The organism is Chryseobacterium sp. MEBOG06 (assembly GCF_021869765.1).
GTDB lineage: Bacteria > Bacteroidota > Bacteroidia > Flavobacteriales > Weeksellaceae > Chryseobacterium.
In genome coordinates, this window is record NZ_CP084580.1 from 4907091 (window position 1) to 4927957 (window position 20867).

25 protein-coding genes are annotated in these 20867 nt (G+C 36.5%); 16 read left to right on the top strand and 9 right to left on the bottom strand.

Annotation, left to right across the window (positions count from 1 at the left end):
• The first annotated feature begins 42 nt into the window (after positions 1–42).
• The gene (locus LF887_RS22370) at positions 43–1155 is read left to right on the top strand and encodes an AI-2E family transporter (RefSeq protein ID WP_236856456.1); all 1113 of its coding nucleotides are present in this window, start codon (positions 43–45) and stop codon (positions 1153–1155) included.
• Positions 1156–1271: 116 nt separating this feature from the next.
• Here the strand turns inward: LF887_RS22370 and LF887_RS24485 are convergent, their stop codons facing one another.
• Complete coding sequence (locus tag LF887_RS24485; protein ID WP_410680522.1) at positions 1272–1523, bottom strand: bacteriocin-like protein; 252 nt, start codon at positions 1521–1523, stop codon at positions 1272–1274.
• Positions 1524–1680: 157 nt separating this feature from the next.
• Here LF887_RS24485 and LF887_RS22375 point away from each other — a divergent pair, with 157 nt between their 5' ends.
• Complete coding sequence (locus LF887_RS22375; protein ID WP_236856457.1) at positions 1681–2058, top strand: DoxX family protein; 378 nt, start codon at positions 1681–1683, stop codon at positions 2056–2058.
• A gap of 67 nt (positions 2059–2125) precedes the next feature.
• Here the strand turns inward: LF887_RS22375 and LF887_RS22380 are convergent, their stop codons facing one another.
• Positions 2126–3484, bottom strand: coding sequence for an acyl-CoA dehydrogenase family protein (locus LF887_RS22380; RefSeq protein ID WP_236856458.1), 1359 nt, complete (start codon positions 3482–3484; stop codon positions 2126–2128).
• A 208-nt stretch (positions 3485–3692) separates the two neighbouring features.
• Here LF887_RS22380 and LF887_RS22385 point away from each other — a divergent pair, with 208 nt between their 5' ends.
• From LF887_RS22385 to LF887_RS22435, 11 genes are all read left to right on the top strand, one after another.
• Complete coding sequence (locus LF887_RS22385) at positions 3693–4604, top strand: DUF4349 domain-containing protein (protein ID WP_236856459.1); 912 nt, start codon at positions 3693–3695, stop codon at positions 4602–4604.
• A 152-nt stretch (positions 4605–4756) separates the two neighbouring features.
• Positions 4757–5635 (top strand): TraB/GumN family protein, encoded by an 879-nt coding sequence (locus tag LF887_RS22390; RefSeq protein WP_236856460.1) that lies wholly within the window; start codon positions 4757–4759, stop codon positions 5633–5635.
• A 24-nt stretch (positions 5636–5659) separates the two neighbouring features.
• A complete protein-coding gene (locus LF887_RS22395) occupies positions 5660–6169 on the top strand; it encodes an RNA polymerase sigma factor (RefSeq protein ID WP_236856461.1) in 510 nt (169 codons plus the stop codon).
• The gene (locus LF887_RS22400; protein ID WP_236856462.1) at positions 6159–6755 is read left to right on the top strand and encodes a hypothetical protein; all 597 of its coding nucleotides are present in this window, start codon (positions 6159–6161) and stop codon (positions 6753–6755) included. Before LF887_RS22395 ends, LF887_RS22400 begins: the two co-directional genes overlap by 11 nt.
• Positions 6756–6960: 205 nt before the next feature.
• Positions 6961–8601: a glucose-6-phosphate isomerase gene (pgi, locus tag LF887_RS22405; RefSeq protein ID WP_236856463.1), complete on the top strand. Its 1641-nt coding sequence runs from the start codon at positions 6961–6963 to the stop codon at positions 8599–8601.
• 40 nt (positions 8602–8641) lie between these two features.
• A complete protein-coding gene (locus LF887_RS22410; protein ID WP_236856464.1) occupies positions 8642–9526 on the top strand; it encodes a bifunctional 5,10-methylenetetrahydrofolate dehydrogenase/5,10-methenyltetrahydrofolate cyclohydrolase in 885 nt (294 codons plus the stop codon).
• 7 nt (positions 9527–9533) lie between these two features.
• Positions 9534–10163: a 7-carboxy-7-deazaguanine synthase QueE gene (locus tag LF887_RS22415; RefSeq protein ID WP_236856465.1), complete on the top strand. Its 630-nt coding sequence runs from the start codon at positions 9534–9536 to the stop codon at positions 10161–10163.
• Between the two features lie 43 nt (positions 10164–10206).
• Positions 10207–11577, top strand: a complete 1371-nt coding sequence (locus LF887_RS22420; RefSeq protein WP_236856466.1) for an exopolysaccharide biosynthesis polyprenyl glycosylphosphotransferase — start codon at positions 10207–10209, stop codon at positions 11575–11577.
• Between the two features lie 97 nt (positions 11578–11674).
• Positions 11675–12427: an MlaE family ABC transporter permease gene (locus LF887_RS22425; protein ID WP_236856467.1), complete on the top strand. Its 753-nt coding sequence runs from the start codon at positions 11675–11677 to the stop codon at positions 12425–12427.
• The gene (locus LF887_RS22430; protein WP_236856468.1) at positions 12427–13242 is read left to right on the top strand and encodes an ABC transporter ATP-binding protein; all 816 of its coding nucleotides are present in this window, start codon (positions 12427–12429) and stop codon (positions 13240–13242) included. Before LF887_RS22425 ends, LF887_RS22430 begins: the two co-directional genes overlap by 1 nt.
• Positions 13226–13837 (top strand): outer membrane beta-barrel protein, encoded by a 612-nt coding sequence (locus LF887_RS22435; protein ID WP_236856469.1) that lies wholly within the window; start codon positions 13226–13228, stop codon positions 13835–13837. The genes LF887_RS22430 and LF887_RS22435 overlap by 17 nt, the downstream gene beginning before the upstream one ends.
• A gap of 36 nt (positions 13838–13873) precedes the next feature.
• Here LF887_RS22435 and LF887_RS22440 read toward each other — a convergent pair whose 3' ends face one another.
• Both LF887_RS22440 and LF887_RS22445 read right to left on the bottom strand, forming a co-directional pair.
• Complete coding sequence (locus tag LF887_RS22440) at positions 13874–14185, bottom strand: hypothetical protein (protein ID WP_236856470.1); 312 nt, start codon at positions 14183–14185, stop codon at positions 13874–13876.
• 86 nt (positions 14186–14271) lie between these two features.
• A complete protein-coding gene (locus LF887_RS22445) occupies positions 14272–15078 on the bottom strand; it encodes a M48 family metallopeptidase (RefSeq protein ID WP_236856471.1) in 807 nt (268 codons plus the stop codon).
• A 106-nt stretch (positions 15079–15184) separates the two neighbouring features.
• On the opposite strand from LF887_RS22445, the gene LF887_RS22450 reads away from it, so the two are divergent.
• Positions 15185–15733 carry a DUF4251 domain-containing protein gene (locus LF887_RS22450; RefSeq protein ID WP_236856472.1) on the top strand — a complete coding sequence of 183 codons (549 nt, stop codon included), beginning with the start codon at positions 15185–15187 and terminating at the stop codon, positions 15731–15733.
• Here LF887_RS22450 and meaB read toward each other — a convergent pair.
• A complete protein-coding gene (gene meaB, locus LF887_RS22455) occupies positions 15730–16722 on the bottom strand; it encodes a methylmalonyl Co-A mutase-associated GTPase MeaB (protein ID WP_236856473.1) in 993 nt (330 codons plus the stop codon). The genes LF887_RS22450 and meaB overlap by 4 nt on opposite strands.
• Positions 16723–16917: 195 nt before the next feature.
• Here meaB and LF887_RS22460 point away from each other — a divergent pair, with 195 nt between their 5' ends.
• Together LF887_RS22460 and LF887_RS22465 are read left to right on the top strand one after the other, a co-directional pair.
• Positions 16918–17211, top strand: a complete 294-nt coding sequence (locus tag LF887_RS22460; protein ID WP_236856474.1) for a c-type cytochrome — start codon at positions 16918–16920, stop codon at positions 17209–17211.
• Positions 17212–17235: 24 nt separating this feature from the next.
• Positions 17236–17523, top strand: coding sequence for a c-type cytochrome (locus LF887_RS22465; RefSeq protein ID WP_236856475.1), 288 nt, complete (start codon positions 17236–17238; stop codon positions 17521–17523).
• Between the two features lie 119 nt (positions 17524–17642).
• Here LF887_RS22465 and LF887_RS22470 read toward each other — a convergent pair whose 3' ends face one another.
• The 4 genes from LF887_RS22470 to LF887_RS22485 form a co-directional block, all read right to left on the bottom strand.
• The gene (locus LF887_RS22470; RefSeq protein WP_236856476.1) at positions 17643–18164 is read right to left on the bottom strand and encodes a hypothetical protein; all 522 of its coding nucleotides are present in this window, start codon (positions 18162–18164) and stop codon (positions 17643–17645) included.
• Entirely contained in the window at positions 18151–18849 is a 699-nt protein-coding gene (prfH, locus tag LF887_RS22475) for a peptide chain release factor H (RefSeq protein WP_236856477.1), read from the bottom strand. Before prfH ends, LF887_RS22470 begins: the two co-directional genes overlap by 14 nt.
• A gap of 2 nt (positions 18850–18851) precedes the next feature.
• A complete protein-coding gene (locus tag LF887_RS22480) occupies positions 18852–19397 on the bottom strand; it encodes a hypothetical protein (protein WP_236856478.1) in 546 nt (181 codons plus the stop codon).
• A gap of 71 nt (positions 19398–19468) precedes the next feature.
• The gene (locus tag LF887_RS22485; protein ID WP_236856479.1) at positions 19469–20860 is read right to left on the bottom strand and encodes an RtcB family protein; all 1392 of its coding nucleotides are present in this window, start codon (positions 20858–20860) and stop codon (positions 19469–19471) included.
• Between the last annotated feature and the right edge of the window lie 7 nt (positions 20861–20867).

Consider the following 20867-nt stretch of genomic DNA (forward strand, 5'->3'; position numbering starts at 1 on the left):
TGGGTTTTTCTTATTTTTATTCCATACTGCAGATTATAAATTATGAATTTCCTCAGACTTCCTTTTCTTGTCAAGCTTACGCTCGTCGTTATTTCCATTATTGGACTTGGCTATCTTCTGGCGCTAGGACAGAGTATTTTGGCTCCGTTTTTCCTTGCATTCCTTATGGCTATGCTTTTTTTACCGGCAGCAACTTTTATGGAAAGAAAACTAAGGTTTCCAAGATCCATATCCACGATGACCTCGGTCTTCATTATGCTGATCATATTAGGCGGACTGATTTATTTCTTCAGTTCACAATTATCGGATTTCAGTAAAGATCTCCCTCATCTCAAAGAGCAGTTTACCACTGTATTTGACAGCCTTCAGCACTGGGTTTCTAAAAAGTTCAACGTAAAGGTGGATGAACAGGTAGACTACATTAACCAGGGAGTAAATAAACTTCTGTCTTCTTCGGGAGCTATTTTAGGCTTTACATTTGGAATTTTTTCAACCGGATTTGGATTTATTATATTTTTCACTCTGTTTTTTATCTTTATCTTAAATTACAGAAGACTTCTGAACGGCTTTATCGTCACTGTTTTTAATGAAAGACATAAAGCAAACGTACAGGAAGCTGTAACTGAGATCCGACTTATGACCAAGAAATATATTTTCGGACTTTTTCTTCAGGTTATTATTGTCTCTACCCTTACGACTATTCTTCTTACCGTGTTAGGTGTAAAATATGCTATTCTTTTGGCCGTACTTACCGGACTATTAAATGTAATTCCATATTTGGGAATTTTTATTTCACTTCTCATTTCCTGTTTTATAGCATTTGCAACATCCAGCCCGTCAACCTGTATTTATGTAGCAATGGGATATATTGCGGTACACGCTGTTGACGGAAATATTGTACTTCCATTTGTCGTAGGCTCAAAAGTAAAGATCAATGCATTATTTTCTTTTCTTGGAATTCTTTTAGGAGAGCATCTTTGGGGAATTGCAGGAATGTTCCTTTGTATTCCGGCCATTGCAATTATAAAAATTATCTGCGAAAGAGTGGATGGCCTGAAACCGTGGGGAAAATTGCTGGGTGAAGAACAAAAACCCAATAAAAAGAAAAAGAGCTACAAGATATCCAAAAATATTACCTTGAAAGAAATGGATTAAGGATTGAATAATATATGTACAATTGATAATTGATTACTCAAAAAAATCATTTCCAATTTTTAAATAAAAAAGACTGTCTTTTTCAAGACAGTCTTTTTTACTATTTATTATGCCAGTTATGGCAGTGCACAATATGGACTCATCCCATTTGCACAAGTTTGTGTACACGGAATGTAAGATTGAGTATCAGGACAATATCCCATATCTGGTCCTCCCGGCTCTACGCCTCCGCCGCCGCCCAAGCATGGGTGACCTGGTGGGATTTTACATGGACATCCTTCAGGACCAATATCGCATAGTCCAATACCTACTCCGCCCTGAATCTCTCTTAAATTTGAGCGATCTAATTTTTTAAGATTTTTCAACATAATAATTTATTAGTTTAGTTTGCTTCCCGAATATAGAAAAATAAAATTATACAAAACACCCCATTAACCTAACATTAACAATAAATTATATATTTAAAATTTGAATTCAACATTCATATCCCATTTTTACTTTACATTTGATATAAAATCATCAATCATGAAAATAGTAAAATTCATTTTATGCTTACTTTTCGGGCTTATGTTTATTAATGCCGGTTTAAACAAGTTTTTTAATTATATGCCAATGGAGAAACCTACTCCAGAGCAAATGAAACTTTTCTCTGCTTTTGGAGAAATCAGTTGGTTAATGCCTTTAGTGGGTATTGTAGAAGTCATTGGCGGATTATTATTCATTTTCCCAAAAACAAGAGCCTTAGGAGCCATTGTTATTTTACCTGTCATGGTAGGAATTGTTACCCACGTTTTCACAATGGATAAATCTCCAATGGGAATGAGCATCGCCGGGTTGATGTTCCTGATCAATCTTTGGATCATTCTTGACAACAAAGAAAAATACAAGCATTTAGTTTCATAAGGCTTCAGATATTAAGTTTCAGTTTGTAGTACCTACAAACTGAAACTTAATATCTGTTACCTGTTCCCTACACAAAAGCACTGAATCCTGTAATCGATCGTCCTACGATGAGCGAGTTTATTTCTTTTGTCCCTTCATAAGAATAAATGGCTTCGGCATCGGCTACAAAACGGGCTACATCATATTCCAGCAAAATTCCGTTTCCACCCAGCACTTCTCTTGCTCTGGAAACGATATCTCGTGTTCTTAAGGTACAGAAAACTTTAGCCAGAGAAGCATGTTCATCTTTTAAAATTCCTTCATCCTGCATTTCAGATAGTCTAAAAACCATGGTCTGCATTGCTGTAAGGTTAGATAACATTTCTACCAAATGCCCCTGAATCATTTGAAAAGAAGCAATAGGTCTTCCAAATTGTTTTCTTTTTCTGGTATAATCCAGCGCACTTTCGTAAGCTCCCCTTGCACACCCTGTAGCCATCCAGGCTACTCCAGCCCGGGTCATTCGAAGAACTTTACCAGTATCTTTAAAGGAATTGGCATTCTGCAAACGGTTTTCTTCCCTTACAATACAGTCTTTTAACGTTATCAATCCATTCTGGACAATCCTCAAGGCCATTTTCCCTTTGATTTTCTCTACCGAATATCCGGGATTATCTTTTTCCACAATAAAACCTTTCACTTCCCCACTGTCTAAATCTCTTGCCCAAATAATGATAAGATCAGCAAAAGTTGCATTACCAATCCATTTTTTCTGACCATTAAGTACCCAGCCGTCTTCTGTTTTTTTACAGGTTACTGTAAGACCACCTGCGGCTCCTGAACCTACTTCAGGCTCTGTAAGACCGAAAGCTCCAATTTTTTCAAATTTCTGCATCTGTGGAAGCCACTTTTGTTTTTGTTCTTCTGAACCACAGATGTAAATAGAACCCATTGCCAATCCAGATTGCACGCCAAAAAATGTAGCGATAGAGGCATCTATTCTTGCCATTTCCATTGCGATAACACCTTCCATCAGAAAAGGCATACCCGGACAGCCATAGCCTTCATAGGTCACTCCGCAGATATTAAGCTTCTGAAATTTAGGGATCAATTCAAAAGGAAATTCATCTCTCAGCCAGTAATGATTGACCAAGGGTTTCACTTCTTTCTCCATAAAATCTCTTACCTTAAGCTGAATCTCTCTCTGTTCGGGACTAAGGGTATGGTAAATATCATAAAAATCACCATCAATAGGCGGGAGTTCTTTCTTTTTCTTTTCCGGATCAAGCATTTTCATAATACCGGAAAGCTGCTTATCATCCAGTTTAGAAAAATTCTGCATCAGTTTTGGTAAATCTACTTTGTTAGAAATGGAACTCAGCTGATCAAAATCTATGGATCTAAATAATTCTATTGCGTTTCTGATTTTGGAAAAGGTATTCGACATATTAATATATTGTAATTGGGTTTGTAAAATACAAGCAAAAACTGCTCCGAAAATAACCAGAAAACAGCATTATTATTTTACAAAACACTCAACCACAATCGATTAAATTACAATATTCCATTTACATTTTTTTTACTTTTGATTTTCAAGCGTTACAAAAGATCCTGACTGAACTTTGACCCAAGCAAAAACATTAAAAATAAACGCTATGAAAACCACTTACATTAAATTATCTCTATCTGCTGTTCTTTTATTAGGCATATATTCATGTAAAAAAGGCGAAGTTTCTTCTAAAGATCTTGAAGCCTATGCTACTACAGATTCAGCAACGGCAGTTATATCAGACAGCATCTCATCTGTCGCAGATATGAAAGTAAAAGACAAACAGTTCATCAAGACTGCGGATGTCAATATGGAAGTAAAAGATGTGTACAATGCAACCATCGCTATTGAAAAATCGGTTCAGGAGCTTGGAGGATTTGTTACCAACAGCAATCTTCAAAGCAATGTGGTTTCTGAAAACACCTACAACACTTCTAATGAAGAAGCTATGCTGGTTAAAAAATTTCAGACAGAAAATACAATGCAGGTGCGTATTCCGACTGAAAAACTAGGTGAACTTTTAACAGCAATCAATACGAACAAATTATTTCTTAATTCCAGATCTATTAATGCGAAAGATGTGACTGCCAATATCAAATATTCGGAACTTGAAGGGAAAAGAAATCAAAAAACCTCTGAAAATATCAGCAAGCTTAAAACCAATAAGGATAAAGTAATCTTACACGATGAGAATATGTCTGAAGGGAATCTTCAAAAGCTATCAAGTATGAATATGACAGACGATCTCAAATACAGCACCATTCAGATTTACATCAAAGAACCTCAATTGCGTATTGCAGAAATTGCTGTTACCAACACGACAAGCATTGATAATAAATATAAATACAATTTCATTTATGACGCAAAGGATGGCTTTGTCTATGGATTCTACTTGATCCAGAAAATCATAGTGGTTCTTATCAACATCTGGCCAATCCTATTAATTGCAGCTGCCATGATCTATTTCCTAAGAAAAAGAAGAGTTTCAAAACCTGAACAGCCAAAAATTCAAGAATAAAAAAACCTAACCAATTGGTTATCATCGTAATTTCAGATGTTACAACCTCCTTTTCCGGGAGGTTTTTATTTTTTTCAAAAAAAACTGTAACGAATATAACTCTTGTTTTACATACTGTTTAAAATAACTTAAAAATCAAAAAAAATAATAGTATGAAAAATTTAGTAAAACTTGGGTTCGCAGCATTATTATCAATGAGTTCTTCCATAACTGCAACAGCACAGAGTAAGGAGACTCCCAACAGTAACAGTCTGCTTTGGGAGGTTACCGGCAATGGTCTTTCTAAGCCATCTTATATTACCGGAACTTTTCATATCTTATGCAGTAAAGATTTTGAGATCAAATCTAAAGTACTCAAAGCCCTTGAAAAATCAGATAACTTTGTAATGGAAGTTAATTATACAGATCCCGTCGAGATGGCAACACTACAGAAAATGTATCAGACTGATAAGAAAATCTCTGATCAGCTTTCTCCAAATGAAGCGAAAGAACTGGATAACATTCTAACCGATTACGGAACTACCCTTGAAAGCATAGACACTTCAAGCCCTCAGGCTCTTTATGCTCTTCTTGCGGCCAAAGCAACCCCATGTCCTCAGACTGAAATAAAACTCTATGAAATGGAACTTCTGAAAAAGGCAATGAAAGATAAAAAGAACATTAAAGGGCTGGAAAAGGTAGAGGAGCAGATGAAATCCATCAACGAAGCTTATGATCTGAGGAGCACTATCTCACAGCTAAAAATGGGTAAGGAATATGAAATTTTATTCAGACAGATGATAGAAGCTTTTAAAAATGAAAATACACAATCACTATACACTCTTTTCAAGGATGAAAGATTTATGAATGCCCGGCAGGAAAAGGCGATGCTCACCAACAGAAATAAAAACTGGGTAAAAATAATGCCGGAAATAATGAAAGATAAAAGTTCTTTCTTTGCAGTAGGCGGTTCACATCTAATGGGTGAAAACGGAATTATCCCTCTTCTACAGTCTAAAGGCTATACGGTAAAACCTGTCTCTGGTCTATAATAGTAATCAAACCATGAAACTATTGTGAGTAATTCAACTGAAACTGCTTTTTTACAGCTTGTCAACCAGCATAAAGGCATTTTATACAAAGCCTCCCGCATCTATGCCGATTCTATAGAGGACCGGGAAGACCTTCAGCAGGAAATTCTTATCCAACTCTGGAAATCCTACCAGACTTTCAAAGGGAATAGTGAGTTTTCCACCTGGATGTATCGTGTGGCAATCAATACTGCTATTACTTTTTTAAAAAAAGAAAAGCAGAGAACCAATAATCATACAGATACTGCTCATCATTTTGAAGTTCAGCAAGAAGATTATAATCCTGCAAAAGATAAGCAACTGGAAATCTTTTACAATGCAGTCCAGCAGTTGAATTCTTTAGAGAAAGCCGTTATATTTTATTTCATGGAAGGGATGTCTCATAAAGAGATTGGAAACAACCTCGGGCTCAGTGAAGGAAACACCCGTGTAAAACTCAACAGAACAAAAGAAAAAATACAGCAAATCATAAAAAAATCAGGCCATGAACTTTGACCAATTAAAAGAACAATGGAATAATGAAGACAGTAACGTCACTATTCCTGATAGCATAAAACAATTAAAGGAGAGCAAACATCCTATAGAAAAAATTCAAAAAAGCATGAAAAAAGAATTTCCAATGCAGATTCTTGCCATCATCCTTATGGGATTCTTCCCGCTTCAGTTTGGATTTCCAGTTTCACAGTACATTATCTACTATATATCCTATACAATGATGATTGTAATATCCTCCTATTATCTGTTTGGATTTTATAAATTCTACAGACAAACTGAACTTTATACTGGAAATACCAAGAACAGTCTTTGGAAAATCTATCACGAGCTTAGATTAAATATGGAAAGATATCAGTCATTTGGCTTTTTATTACTGCCTCACTTCCTTATCACTATTGGATTGTTTATCTATAATATTTTGGAAAAGAAAGGCCATGGCCTGTCCAACTCAAATCAGTTCTTTTTAATAATTGCTGTTTTGATGGGAACGCTTTTATTAGTGGCAAGTATAGTTTCATGGACAAAATATATCTATGGACATCAGGCCAAGCAATTGGAAACCATCTTAAATGAAATGGATGAATAATATTTAAAGTATCTTTTATAAACATAAAAAATGAACCTCAGAACATTTCTGGGGCTTTGTTTTTTAAAAAATTGTTATTTATACTCCTCAAATTTATCTGAGGTTTTATTTTTCCTTAAATTTGCCAATCAGAAATAAATCATTATGGATTTTTAGGTATTATGATCCGATACATGGTTTTCTGAACACTATAAATTCCTGAAATATGCTATCAAAAATAAATCCTATACAAACTAACAGCTGGAAAGCTCTTGATGAACATTTTGCCGGAAATGACTTTGACCTGAGAAGTCTGTTCCAATATAATCCAACCCGCTTTGAAGAGTTCTCTTTACAAAAAGACAATTATCTTTTTGATTATTCTAAAAACTTAATTGATTCCAGAACGAAGGAACTTTTATTACAACTGGCTGAAGAATGCCAGTTGAAGGATTCTATCACCAGAATGTTTTCCGGAGACAAGATCAATGAAACAGAAGGAAGAGCAGTTTTGCATACAGCATTGAGGGATTTTTCAGATCGTGAGATTCTTGTAGATGGTGAAAATATCAAACCACAGATCAAGAATGTTCTTGAACATATGAAAACGTTTTCTGAAAAAATCATTTCAGGAGAACATAAAGGTTTTAGCGGTAAAGCGATCACTGATGTTGTCAACATCGGTATCGGAGGTTCAGACTTAGGACCTGTGATGGTTTGCTCTGCATTAAAACATTTTAAAACAAGACTGGATGTTCACTTTGTTTCCAATGTGGACGGAAATCATATTGCAGAAGTTGTTAAAAACTTAAATCCGGAAACTACTCTATTCATCATTGCTTCTAAAACGTTTACTACTCAGGAAACGATGACCAATGCAAATTCTGCAAAAGACTGGTTCCTTAAAGCTGGAAAACAGGAAGATGTAGCAAAGCACTTTGTAGCTTTATCCACTAATATTGAAGCTGTTAAACAGTTCGGAATCGCAGAAGAGAACATTTTCGAATTCTGGGACTGGGTAGGCGGAAGATATTCACTTTGGAGTGCTATCGGATTAAGCATTGTTCTTTCCGTAGGATATGAAAACTTCGAACAGCTTTTGAAAGGAGCTTTTGATACTGACCAACACTTCCAGACTGCAGATTTCTCTGAAAATGTTCCTGTATTAATGGGACTTCTTGGAATCTGGTATCGTAATTTCTACGCAGCAACAACTTATGCAATCTTACCTTACTCTCAGTATCTGGACAGATTTGCTGCTTATCTTCAGCAGGGAGATATGGAAAGCAATGGAAAATGTGTAGACAGAAACGGTGAATTCGTAGAATATGAAACAGGACCAATTATCTGGGGAGAGCCTGGTACAAACGGTCAGCACGCTTTCTACCAATTGATCCACCAAGGTACGGAATTGATCCCAGCAGATTTTATTGCGTATGCAAAAAGCCCTAACAAAGTTTCTGATCATCAGGATATATTGTTAGCGAACTTTTTCGCTCAGACTGAAGCTCTTGCCTTCGGAAAGCTGGAAGAGGAAGTTGAAGAAGAACTTAGAGGTGCAGGAAAATCTGACGAAGAAATAGACAGATTGATCAATTTCAAAATCTTCCACGGAAACACTCCTACCAACTCCATATTATTCAAAGAATTAACTCCTTTTTCACTAGGACAATTAATCGCCATGTATGAGCACAAAATCTTTGTACAGGGTGTCATCTGGAACATTTTCAGTTTTGATCAGTTTGGTGTGGAATTAGGTAAAGTATTAGCCAACAAAATTCTTCCTGAACTTGAAAATGATGAGGCTATCAATTCTCATGACAGTTCTACTAATGGATTGATCAGTTACTATAAAGAATTTAAGTAGTAAAAAGTAAAAATAAATCTAATAAAGTAATAAAAGTAAAATGGCAGAAATTCTTGACGGACTTAAAGTATCCAAAGAAATAAAAGCGGAGATCAAGGTTGAGGTGGAAAAAATCATTGCAAGCAAAAGGAGAGCACCACATCTGGTAGCAATTCTTGTTGGAAACAACGGAGCTAGCAAGGCTTATGTAAATGCTAAAGTGAAAGATTGTGAGGAAGTAGGATTTCAATCCAGCTTAATCAAATTCCCCAGTACTGTTGCAGAATCTGAATTATTGGAAAAAATTGACGAACTAAATAAATCGAAAGCTGTTGACGGATTTATCGTTCAGTTACCTTTACCAGATCAGATTGACCAGGAGAAAATCATTAACGCAATTGATCCAAGAAAGGATGTTGATGGGTTCCACCCTGAAAACTTCGGAAAAATGGCATTAGAGATGGACACCTTCTTACCGGCTACTCCTTTCGGAATCTTAACATTATTGGAAAGATACAATATTGAAACCAAAGGAAAAGACTGCGTAATCATCGGAAGAAGTAAAATCGTAGGAAGACCGATGAGTATTCTTATGGGAAGAAAAGATTTCCCAGGAAACTCTACCGTAACTCTTACACACTCATATACAAAAGACATCGAAGAATACACTAAAAAGGCAGACATCGTTATTACAGCTTTAGGTGATCCTCATTTCTTAAAAGGAGAAATGATCAAGGAAGGAGCTGTAATTGTTGACGTAGGGATCACAAGAGTAGATAACGATTCTCCAAAAGGATATTACCTTGCCGGCGACGTGGATTTTGAAAGCTGTGCCGCTAAAGCAAGCTGGATTACACCGGTACCTGGAGGAGTAGGCCCAATGACAAGAGCAATGTTGATGAAAAACACCATCATTGCTTACAAAACTTCGGTCTATAACGACTAATTTAAAAATGAATAAAGAAGAAGATATTTTATTAAAAGAAGGTAAAATGCTCCCTGTAATGGAGCATTTTTACACTTTACAGGGAGAAGGAGCACATACTGGAAAAGCCGCCTATTTTATTAGACTAGGAGGCTGTGATGTTGGATGCCACTGGTGTGATGTAAAAGAAAGCTGGGATCCTGAGCTTCATCCTCTTATGAATGCAGAAGAAATAGCGCAAACAGCAGCCAGCCACTGTAAAACAATTGTTCTGACAGGAGGAGAACCTTTGATGTGGAACCTGAATATCCTTACATCCAAATTAAAAGAACTGGGGTGTACTGTGCATATCGAAACTTCAGGAGCTTATCCTATGAGCGGACAACTGGATTGGATCACTCTTTCACCCAAGAAAACAGGGCTTCCTAAAGAAGAAATTTATCAGAAAGCTAATGAGTTGAAAATGATTATTTTCAATCAGCATGATTTTACATTTGCACAGGAACAGGCAGCAAAAGTTTCTGAAAACTGTAAGCTTTATCTTCAAAGTGAATGGAGCAAAAGGAATGAAATGTATCCTAAGATTACAGACTTCATTCTTGAGCATCCGGAGTGGCAGGCTTCAGTTCAGACTCATAAATATCTGAATATCCCATAAAAAAGTGTAAATTAGCGGGCCACATCCGCTATAATACCGTTAGATGCAGAGAATTCGATACTCTAGATACGTGAAATCGATCATCATTTTGCTTGACCTCATGGTTATTGCATCTATCTTTATATTCTTTTTTATAAGCAGAAACGAAAGTTTAAAATATCACAAAGAAACCTGGTACCAGAATGCTTTTTCCTTGATTTTATTGTTTTTGTTCTGGGTGCTGCTAAGCGGTAGGACAAAAATATACAATATCCCAAGGAATCTCACGTATACCCTGTTTCTGGAACGCCTTTTAATTCACTTCCTGTTTTTTATACTGGGTGTACTGCTTATAGGAAAGGTAAGTAATAATGTCTTTTTCAATTCAGATATTTACTGGCTCTCCTTTTATCTTTTTGCTTTTATTTTTCTGGAAAAATCATTGATCTATTTCGCCATTAAGTATTTGCGTTCTCTGGGGATCAACCATAGAAATGTAATGTTTCTGGAGAATAATGATTCTACAGAGATCCTTAGAAACATTTTTAAAGACCGTAAAGATTATGGATACCGGATATTTGAATACGAAAATTCAGAAATCAGAACCAGCGAATTAGTCAGTTTCTGGAAAAAAAATGGGATTCATACCCTATTTTTATCTACAGAAAATTCATATGATGAAAAAACGGAAACTGAAATATTCAAACTCGCAGAGGACAATAAAGTTCATATTTCACTGATACCGAGTATCACTCAAAGTGACTTTTTCCTTTATGACCTTGGATATATACAGACTCAGCCCGTTCTCAGTCAGGCAAGATATCCGCTGGATTATTATTCTAACTTCCTGATGAAAAGGACATTTGATATCTTTTTCTCCATTTTTGTATTGGTCTTCATCTGCTCCTGGGTTTTCCCAATTATTGCCCTATTAATCAAAACAACCTCTAAAGGTCCTGTTTTCTTTTTACAGAAAAGATATGGCTTTCATGAAGAAGTCTTCAGCTGTTTTAAATTTCGAACCATGGTTGTAAATGAAGAATCGGCTATCAAAACTACCTCAGAAAATGATTCCAGAATAACTAAAATAGGCAAATTCTTAAGAAAGACCAGCCTTGATGAGCTTCCTCAGTTCATAAATGTATTAAAGGGAGAAATGTCTGTTGTAGGACCACGCCCCCATATGCTGGCTGTTGATAATTATTACAAACCGAAAATCGGAAGATACAGTTTAAGAAGTATGGTAAGCCCCGGCATTACGGGACTGGCACAGGTAAGCGGACTTCGTGGAGATTTTGGAGATGTGGATGTAGAAATGAAAAAAAGAGTTTTGGCGGATGCCTTTTACGTAAGAAACTGGAGTTTTGTTCTCGATCTCGTTATTATTTTAAAAACCGTTTTACTGGTCATTGCAGGTGATAAAAATGCAAAATAAAATGCAGATTAAGCCGTAGATAATTTTAACATTTTTCTATACATCAGTCTTACCTTCAACTCTAGCCTAATTAAATAAAAAAGTCTAATTTAGCAGTATGTTAAAAAAGTTTTTCACAGCAGTAGGGGAATACATGATCCTCTTAGGGAAATCCCTGCAGAAACCTCAGAAAATGAAGGTTTTTTGGAAGCTGTTCATGAGAGAAATTAATGATTTGGGAGTAAATTCTTTCGGACTTGTTGTCTTCACTTCTATCTTTGTGGGGGCAGTAGTCGCCATTCAGATGTTCAACAACTTTGATGCATCTTCGTTTCCTATTCCTCCTTCATTTGTAGGATATGCTACGAAGGCTGTACTTGTACTGGAGTTTGCGCCTACCATTATCAGTTTAATTTTAGCGGGTAAAGTAGGATCTTATATTGCATCAAGTATTGGAACAATGAGAGTTTCCGAACAGATTGATGCGCTGGATATCATGGGGGTAAACTCACCCAACTTTCTGATATTTCCAAAAATTATCGCCTGTATGTTATTCAACCCTCTTCTTATTGCAATCAGTATTGTATTTGGTATCGGGGGAGGCTATATTGCAGGAATATTAACCGGGAACTGGACTACCAATGACTATATCACCGGTATCCAGATGTATATGCCTAATTTATTTATATACTATGCATTTACCAAAACCACAGTGTTTGCATTCATCATTGCAACAGTCCCTTCTTATTTCGGATATTTTGTAAAAGGAGGATCACTGGAAGTAGGTAGAGCGAGTACACAGGCCGTGGTATGGACAATGGTATTTATTATCATTTCCGAATTAATTTTAACCCAATTAATATTAAGCTAATGATTGAGGTAAAAGATCTTAAGAAAAGTTTTGGTGATGTTGAAGTACTTAAGGGAATTTCGACTTCATTTGATAAAGGAAAAGTAAACTTAATCATTGGACAGAGTGGCTCGGGGAAAACGGTTTTTCTTAAAAGTTTATTGAACGTCTATATGCCATCATCCGGAGAAATCCTGTTTGACGGCAGGAATGTGAATACCATGACCAGGGATGAAAAACAGCATCTTCGCTCAGAAATCGGAACGGTATTTCAGGGGAGTGCTTTATTTGATTCCTTAACAGTGGAAGAAAACATCATGTTTCCGTTGGATATGTTTACGAATCTTACCTATAGAGAAAAGAAAAAAAGGGTTTTTGAGGTTATAGGAAGAGTACATCTTGATAAAGCTGATAAAAAATATCCATCTGAAATCTCAGGAGGAATGCAAAAAAGGGTTGCCATCGCAAGGGCTATTGTCAACTATCCCAAATATTTATTCTGTGATGAACCCAATTCCGGACTAGATCCTTATACATCTAAGGTCATTGATGATCTTTTATATGAAATCACAAAAGAATACAATACAACAACGATCATCAATACTCACGATATGAATTCTGTGATGACAATTGGCGAGAAAATTGTATACCTGAGACTGGGAATCAAGGAATGGGAAGGTAACAAGGACATTTTGATTACTGCAGGCAATAAAAATCTTATTGATTTCGTTTATTCTTCAGAACTGTTTAAAGAGCTGCGAGAGTATTTACTCGAGAATAATAAAACGATTGAAAATTCAATTACAAAAATAGATGATAATGAAAAAGATACTTAGTATAGCGTTAATAGGTTTTTCAATGTGGGCTTCAGCACAGATCTCACTGGCAGGTAAGGCTAATTTAATATTTCCTACGGGTTCGCCTTCATGGTCAAACATCAAAGGAACAGTCAATGATGCCGTTAATGGATCAGGTAAAAATAATGTAGGGTTCAATGTAGGACTTTCATTAAAAGTAGGTCTTCCTACTTCTTTATTTGTGATGCCGGAAATTTATTATACTCATTTCAAAAATGAGTTTACCACAGAGAACACTACATTTGATGTTAAAAGTAACCGTATAGATGTTCCGGTACTTCTGGGATATAATCTTTTAGGGAATATGCTTGGTGTTTTTGTAGGTCCGGTTGGAAGTTTTAATTTAAACAAAGACAATACCTATAATGACTTTAAAGAAAATGCTAAAAATAATTTCACTGTAGGATACCAGTTTGGGGCACAGCTTGAAATTAAAAAGCTTATTCTAAATGCAAGATACGAAGGAGCCTTTAGTAAGGACGAAAGAAACTTCATCAACAGAGTTTCCGGTTCGGAAATCAGATATGACAACAGACCCAACCTGTTTATGGTGGGACTGGGATATAAATTTTAATCAACAATCGAAAATAACAACTTAAAACCCTGAGATCTAGATCTGAGGGTTTTTATTTTGATTTTCAATCTCAGCCTGACGTTTTGCAATATCTGCAGCCTGTTTTTCCAATTCTTCTTTTTCTTTCTGAAGCTGTTTGAATTCTTTTTTCCTCTGCTCTTCTTTTATGGCGCTCCCTTTACTCAGATAGCCTACCATTCCGCCGATAATAAGACCAATCCCAACTCCTGCCATCATGCCCATGATGTGGGAAATTTTAATTTGTTCTACAGCAAAATCTGTGGTCAGATAGAAAAGTAAGGCAGAAACAGCCAAAAGTATAAATCCGGTAATTGATAAACTCTTCATAATATTGTGTTTAGGTGGTTACATTAAAAAGCCTTACCAAATTTACTAAAAATTTAATAAGGCCCTACTCAAGATTAAAATTCTAATTATATTTTTCCTCCCGCAGCCTTATAGTATTCCAAAGCTTTCGGAAGATCTTTATTTATATCTGAAATTCTTGTTTCCGGATTCGGGTGGGTAGACAGGAATTCCGGCTGTCTTGCTCCTGAGGACGCCGCTTCCATTCTGTTCCAGAAAGGGATCGCTGCTCTAGGGTCATATCCTGCCATAGACATAAGATAAAGTCCCATTTCATCAGCTTCTGACTCCTGACTTCTTCCATATTTCAATAAAGCAACTTGTGAACCTATTGGATAGGCTTTCTGGAAAATACTTGCCCATTGTGCATTTGAAATAGCTCCTCCAAGAAGAGCACCACCATACTGAGCCATCATAGCCTGGGAAATTCTCTCATTTCCATGGCCTGCCAATGCATGGGATACTTCGTGTCCCAATACTACTGCAAGACCGTTATCATCTTTTGTAACAGGTAATATACCGGTATACACCGCTACTTTACCTCCGGGCATACACCATGCATTCAGTTCGTTGCTTTGCAAAAGATTGAATTCCCAGTTATAATTGGCGAGATCAGCTGATCTTCCAATATTCTGATAATATCTTTCTGCTGCACTTTTAATTCTGTTTCCTACATTTCCCACTCTTTTTGCATCTGCGGTACCGGTAATCACCTTACCTTTAGACAATGTCGTTTTATATTCCTGTGCAGACATTGTTAAAATTTCTGAATTGTTAGCCAGCTGTAAAGAGGACCTACCCGTAATCGGGTTTGTAGTACAGGAAACGGCCGACAGAGCAATGGCTCCTATTCCTAATAGATGTGTAACTTTCATAGTTTGAGTGTTAATACCTCAACTTTAACAATTTTTATTCCAAAATATCCAATAAAGAATATATTTGCATACATTTTGCTGTTTAAACTTAATAATTATCTCAATCATGAAAAAGTATATTCCTCTTTTGATGGTTTTTGGATTTCTGTTCTTTTTTCAGAACTGCGCTTCTCAAGGCTCAGTAGATCCAAAAGCAGTGAACGCTCTAGTAGATTCTCAGGAATTTACCTTCTATGCACAGAGAGCGAACCCTACCAACTATGACGTCCTTAACGTCATGACTTCAATGCCGAATGCAACAGCAACAAGAATGCTGAACCTGGATGGAAGTTATACCATTGATGTAAGTAAAAACAACTTAGATGTGGCACTTCCATATTTTGGAAGATTATACAATGCAACGTATGCAAATACTACGAATAATAGCTACAGATTTACTTCGAAAGATTTCACTGTTACCAAATCCCAAAACAAAAAAGGAAAGTGGATCCTAAGAATTAAACCTAATGATGTAAAGAATGTTGATGAAATTATTATTGAGGTTTATAAAAACGGGAAAGCTTACGTGTCTATGAGAAGTAATGACAGACAGCCAATTTCCTACGACGGATATATTGCAAAAAGTGAAGATAAGCCGGAAAAAGAAAAACTCTAACTTTTGGTTTTATCTGATAAAAACTTTTCAACAAATAATTTTGCTTCAGTGCTTGGATTCGAAACCATCTCTGAAGCATTTTTTTTATGCATCATATAAGCCTCTTCCACTTCGTTGTTTTTTTTCATTAAAGACAGTATGTATTCCTGTACCCAATATTCAAAACGTTTTTCAGCCTGATGAATACGGACTTCTTCAAAGCGTCCACTTTTCTTTTTGAGCTCAATAAATTCGAAGATTTTATCGTAGATATCCTTCAGGCCCTCATTATGTAACGCTGAACCCAGTAAAACGGGGATCTTCCATTCTTTTTCTTTAGGGGGAATAAAATCCAGGGCTCTTTTAAGCTCCAATCTTGTATTTTTTGCTTTCTGAAGGTTGTCCTGATCTACTTTGTTGATAAAAATAAGATCCACCATCTCCATGATTCCTCTCTTTATTCCCTGAAGTTCATCTCCACCTCCAATAATTTTAAGGAAAAGAAAAACATCGGTAATATCTGCCACAAGAACTTCTGACTGCCCTACCCCAACTGTTTCAATTAAAATATAATCATATCCCGCGGCTTCACAGATCATCATGGTTTCGAAGGTCGTATTGGCAACCCCTCCTAAAAATCCGGAGCTCGGAGAAGGGCGTATGAAAGCATTTTCTTCTTTTGCAAGTTCTTCCATTCTGGTTTTATCTCCTAAAATACTGCCTTTATTGATGGAAGAGCTCGGATCAATCGCCAGCACTGCAACTTTTTTCCCTTCAGCAATAGCCAGTCTTCCAAAGCTTTCTATAAAAGTAGATTTTCCTGCCCCGGGAACTCCGGTTACGCCAACTCGAACAGAATTTCCGGTAAAGGGCATGATCTTCTTTAGCAGTTCTTCCGCCTGCACTCTATGCTCCGCTTTTTTACTTTCAACTAGTGTAATAGCTTTTGCAATCAGGCGTTTGTTACCTGATTGTATTCCTTCTATTAGCTCTTCTGTAGAAAATTTCATTGATTCAAAAGTAATCATTAAAATGGGAACGGTCAATAGCACCCGTTAATGAAATGATAAAAGACCCTAATTTTCTATCAATATTGCATTATTTATAATTAATTAAATTTTATTTCTTCTAAATTAAAACTAGAATCCCCTATACCAAAGGCTTAAGGAATTTATTACATTTGTTATATAGCAAAATTTAGAAACATGAAAAAAATCATCGCTGCGGCATCATTTACTGCCATCTTGTTAGTATCCTGTACGCCGAAAGCTTCAACGTCTGCTGCTACTGCAGGAACTTCGACTTCTACGGTGGAACAAATCGCTCAGGGAAAAACTATTTTTGAAAGTTCTTGTGGAAGATGTCACAAACTGCCGGATCCTGCTTCACACAATCCTGTACAATGGGTTGGTATTATGAATGCTATGGCTCCAAAGGCAAAACTTAATGATGACCAGCATAAGTGGGTTTATGATTATATCGTTTCTGTACAGAAATAAACCATCAACAACAAAAATATGGGTATGAAAAAATTAATCTTAAGCGGCATTGCAACATCAGCTTTTCTGGTGTCCTGCGGGCCAAAGAGTACGGCCGTAACAGGGCCAAAGTATACCTCATCTGAACAGTTGGCTCAGGGAAAAACCATTTTTGAAAATTCATGTGCAAAATGCCACAAATTACCAGAGCCTACAAAGCATGATAACCAGGGGTGGATCAATACATTAAGCAGAATGGCTCCTAAAGCCAAGCTCAATGATGACCAGCATCAAATGGTTTATGATTATCTGATCTCTGTGAATAAAAAATAAAAAGATGTTTTTATTTTTTTTAGCCACGAATACATGAATCAAATGATTTGTGTATTCGTGGCGTTTTTTATAATTATCCTTAGGTCAAAAATTGTACTACATCCCCCAAAAAAAGGAGACTATTTAGCCTCCTTCTTCTTTTTATTCCTTTTTTTCTTTTTCTTAGGCATTTTTTCTTTGACAAATTTTTCTCTGTTTTTTAGAAAATCTAGCATTTCCTGATCATAAGCAAAAGTCTTAGCTTTTTTTAAGGGCTCTAATGCTTTTTTATAATCTAATCTGATTTCAAACAGTAAAGAATGGTGGGTAAGAATTCTGCATCGGTCAATCCCTTTTATTCCCAGAGAATATTCAATCAGCTTTTCAGCTTCTTCTAAATCTTCATTATCCAAAAGACATTTAATATAGTATTGAGGAGTATTCAGGTTAGCCATATTACACTGCATTGCCTCTTGAAAATAGAGTTTAGCTTTTTCATAGTCTATAAGCATTTCACTATATATTCTTCCCATCAGACAAAGGCTGTCTGTATCTTCAGGATCATACGACAAGGCATAATTTAATGCTTCCAGACAATCCGGCAGACTGTATGGGTAATTATCCAAAGCTTCAAAATAATATTTGCTTTTAGTTAAGGTCATTTCTGTAATTTTTTAATTCATTTTTCAGGGCATTTCTTCGTTTTTTGAATGACCTGTCTTCATGGTTTCTTTTAAAGTCTGTTCCGGAAAATGTGCGGACAGCATTTCCGCGCTGTACCCGAAAATGATGATTCCATGTTTCCTGCATATTCTTTTCCAACTGCTGAATATAGACTGCCATTACTTTTTCTTTTAATCTGATAATGGATAGCTTTTTATTTTCGAGCTGGGAACGTGAATCCTGCACAAAAACGGATTGTCCGCTTGGGATATGGGTGGCACGAACGGCTGTATTCACTTTGTTTACATTCTGACCACCGCTTCCCTGGCTTCTGACTGTCTGGAACTGTATATCTTTTTCATTAAAATCAATTTTTTTATTATTTTCCAGTTCAAAAACTCCAATAAACCAATTGCTTCTTTTATGGAGTTTACGGAATGTACTTTTGCCTATCCAGCAAATACTTCCAATCCAGTTTTTTAAGAATTCTGTTACTTCATCACCTTTTAAAAGAACAGTAACTGATTTCAGTGTCAAATTTTCATCCCCACTTTCACGGTGAATGATTTCGTATTCTATTTTATTTTGTTTTGCCTCTTCAAGAAAGGTCTTTAGAACTTTGGCTGTCACCCATTGACATTCTAAAGGCCCTCTTCCTGAAGTGATCTGTATTAATTTTTCCATTGTTAGTTTGGCATTTTGCTTAATAAAGGATGTCCTAGAGGATCTATTCCCTTGTTTAATAATTCTGTTGCTGCCATCACAGCCCAGCATTTATCACTGGAATGAATATTCCGGTAAAATGACAGTAAAACATCAGGTTTCACAACAGTAAAACCATTTGCTTTGATTGTCTCAAGATCATTTCTTTCAAAGAAATCTATTGTAATCCTGTAGAATTTATCATTTTCCTGTTCTACCGTTTTCTCATACCTACGAAAGTTTTCCTCACTTGCCAGATGGTCATAGCGGGTCCAGACTTTCTGAAATCCTTCCTGATAAAGGATCACAACAACCTCTGCAACGTTTTCCTTTTTTACAAAAACATCAATATCCTTATGATCATGAGCATGTTTATATTCTATATGTCCACTTTCTGACATGAAATGCCATGCCCAACCACCTGATATAATAACTTTATCTTTTAATTGTTCTAAAATTTCGAGCCCCAACCGGATTCTGAATTCCGGCCAGAGTTCTCCGTATCTTTTTATGTTATGCGGTGCTCCCATTTTTTTTAATTTTTGCTAAATCTTAATAAACCTTACAGGCTTAAAAGAACCTATAAGGTTTATCATTCTGACTATCGATCCATTCTTACGATTCTTGGCTGGAATGTTCCCAGGATGTCTACCAATTCACTTTGTGCATTCATCACTTCATTAATGTCTTTATAGGCCATTGGTGCTTCTTCTGCATTTCCACCCATTAATGTGACATTCTTCAGCTTCAGCTCTTTCTTAATATCGTGCTGCGTGAAAAGATTCCTGCATTCTCCACGAGAGTAAGCTCTTCCCGCTCCATGCGACGCTGAATTCAGAGAATCCGGGTTTCCTTTTCCACGTACAATAAATCCTTTTGCGGACATAGATCCCGGAATCATTCCCAATTCATTTTCATTGGCAGGAGTAGCTCCTTTACGGTGAACGATCACTTCTTTTCCGCTGTGAATTTCCTTCCAGGCAAAGTTGTGATGATTTTCTATTCTGGCTTTTACTCTCCCCCCAACAGCCTTTACCAGTCTTCTGTGAATATCATCATGACAGGCTGAAGCATAATCTCCGGCGAGATTCATGGCAGTCCAGTATTCCAGTCCGAGGTGTGTACTCAGGTCCAGCCAGGCAAAGTTCTGAGCTTCTTTTGGCAGCGGGCATTGTTCTGTAGCCATTCTTGAATAGTATTGGGCAATTTCTGCTCCCAGCCCTCTGGAGCCGCTGTGTGAGAGAATTCCCAGGTATTTACCTTTCGGCAATCCAATCTGGTCATCTACTTCTGTAATTTCCACTTCTCCGAATTCCACAAAGTGATTTCCACCGCCTGAGGAGCCCATCTGCTTGATGGCTTTGCCTTTTAATCTTCTGAGAATAGGGATCATATCGAATGTATCTCTCTCAAAAATCTCATGATCTATATGAGACTTATGGACTTCATACATTCCGAATTTTGTATGTTCAGCAAGAGCTTTTTCATATTTATCTCTTGCACCTTCAAGATATGAAACCGGGGTATCCAAAATACTGAGGCTCATTCTACAGCCAATATCCATTCCTACTCCGTAAGGGATCACTGCGTTTTCTACAGCAAGTACTCCTCCTATCGGAAGTCCGTAGCCACTGTGAGCGTCAGGCATTAATGCTCCCTGAGTAGATATTGGAAGCTTTAAGCCAGTGTACAACTGATTTTTTGCTTCTTCTGAAATATTACTGCCAAAGATCTGGAAAGAAGCCCGTTGTGAATTGAGCATTCTTTTTTCAGTTTTTTTGGAGGATAATAAGGTCTCTGCAATTTGCCCGAAGGTTAAATCTTTTTCAAAATTCTCAGGATTCGCAAGGATTTCTTTTAAAATAGATTTTACATGATGAATATTTTTGGTTGCAAAATTCCTTTTCATGACCTCCAAAGCTACATTGACGCTTTGGTTATTTGGATAGCCCAATTTTAATATATCTTTTCCTTTTAGTTTTAAATTTCCCATTGTTTTT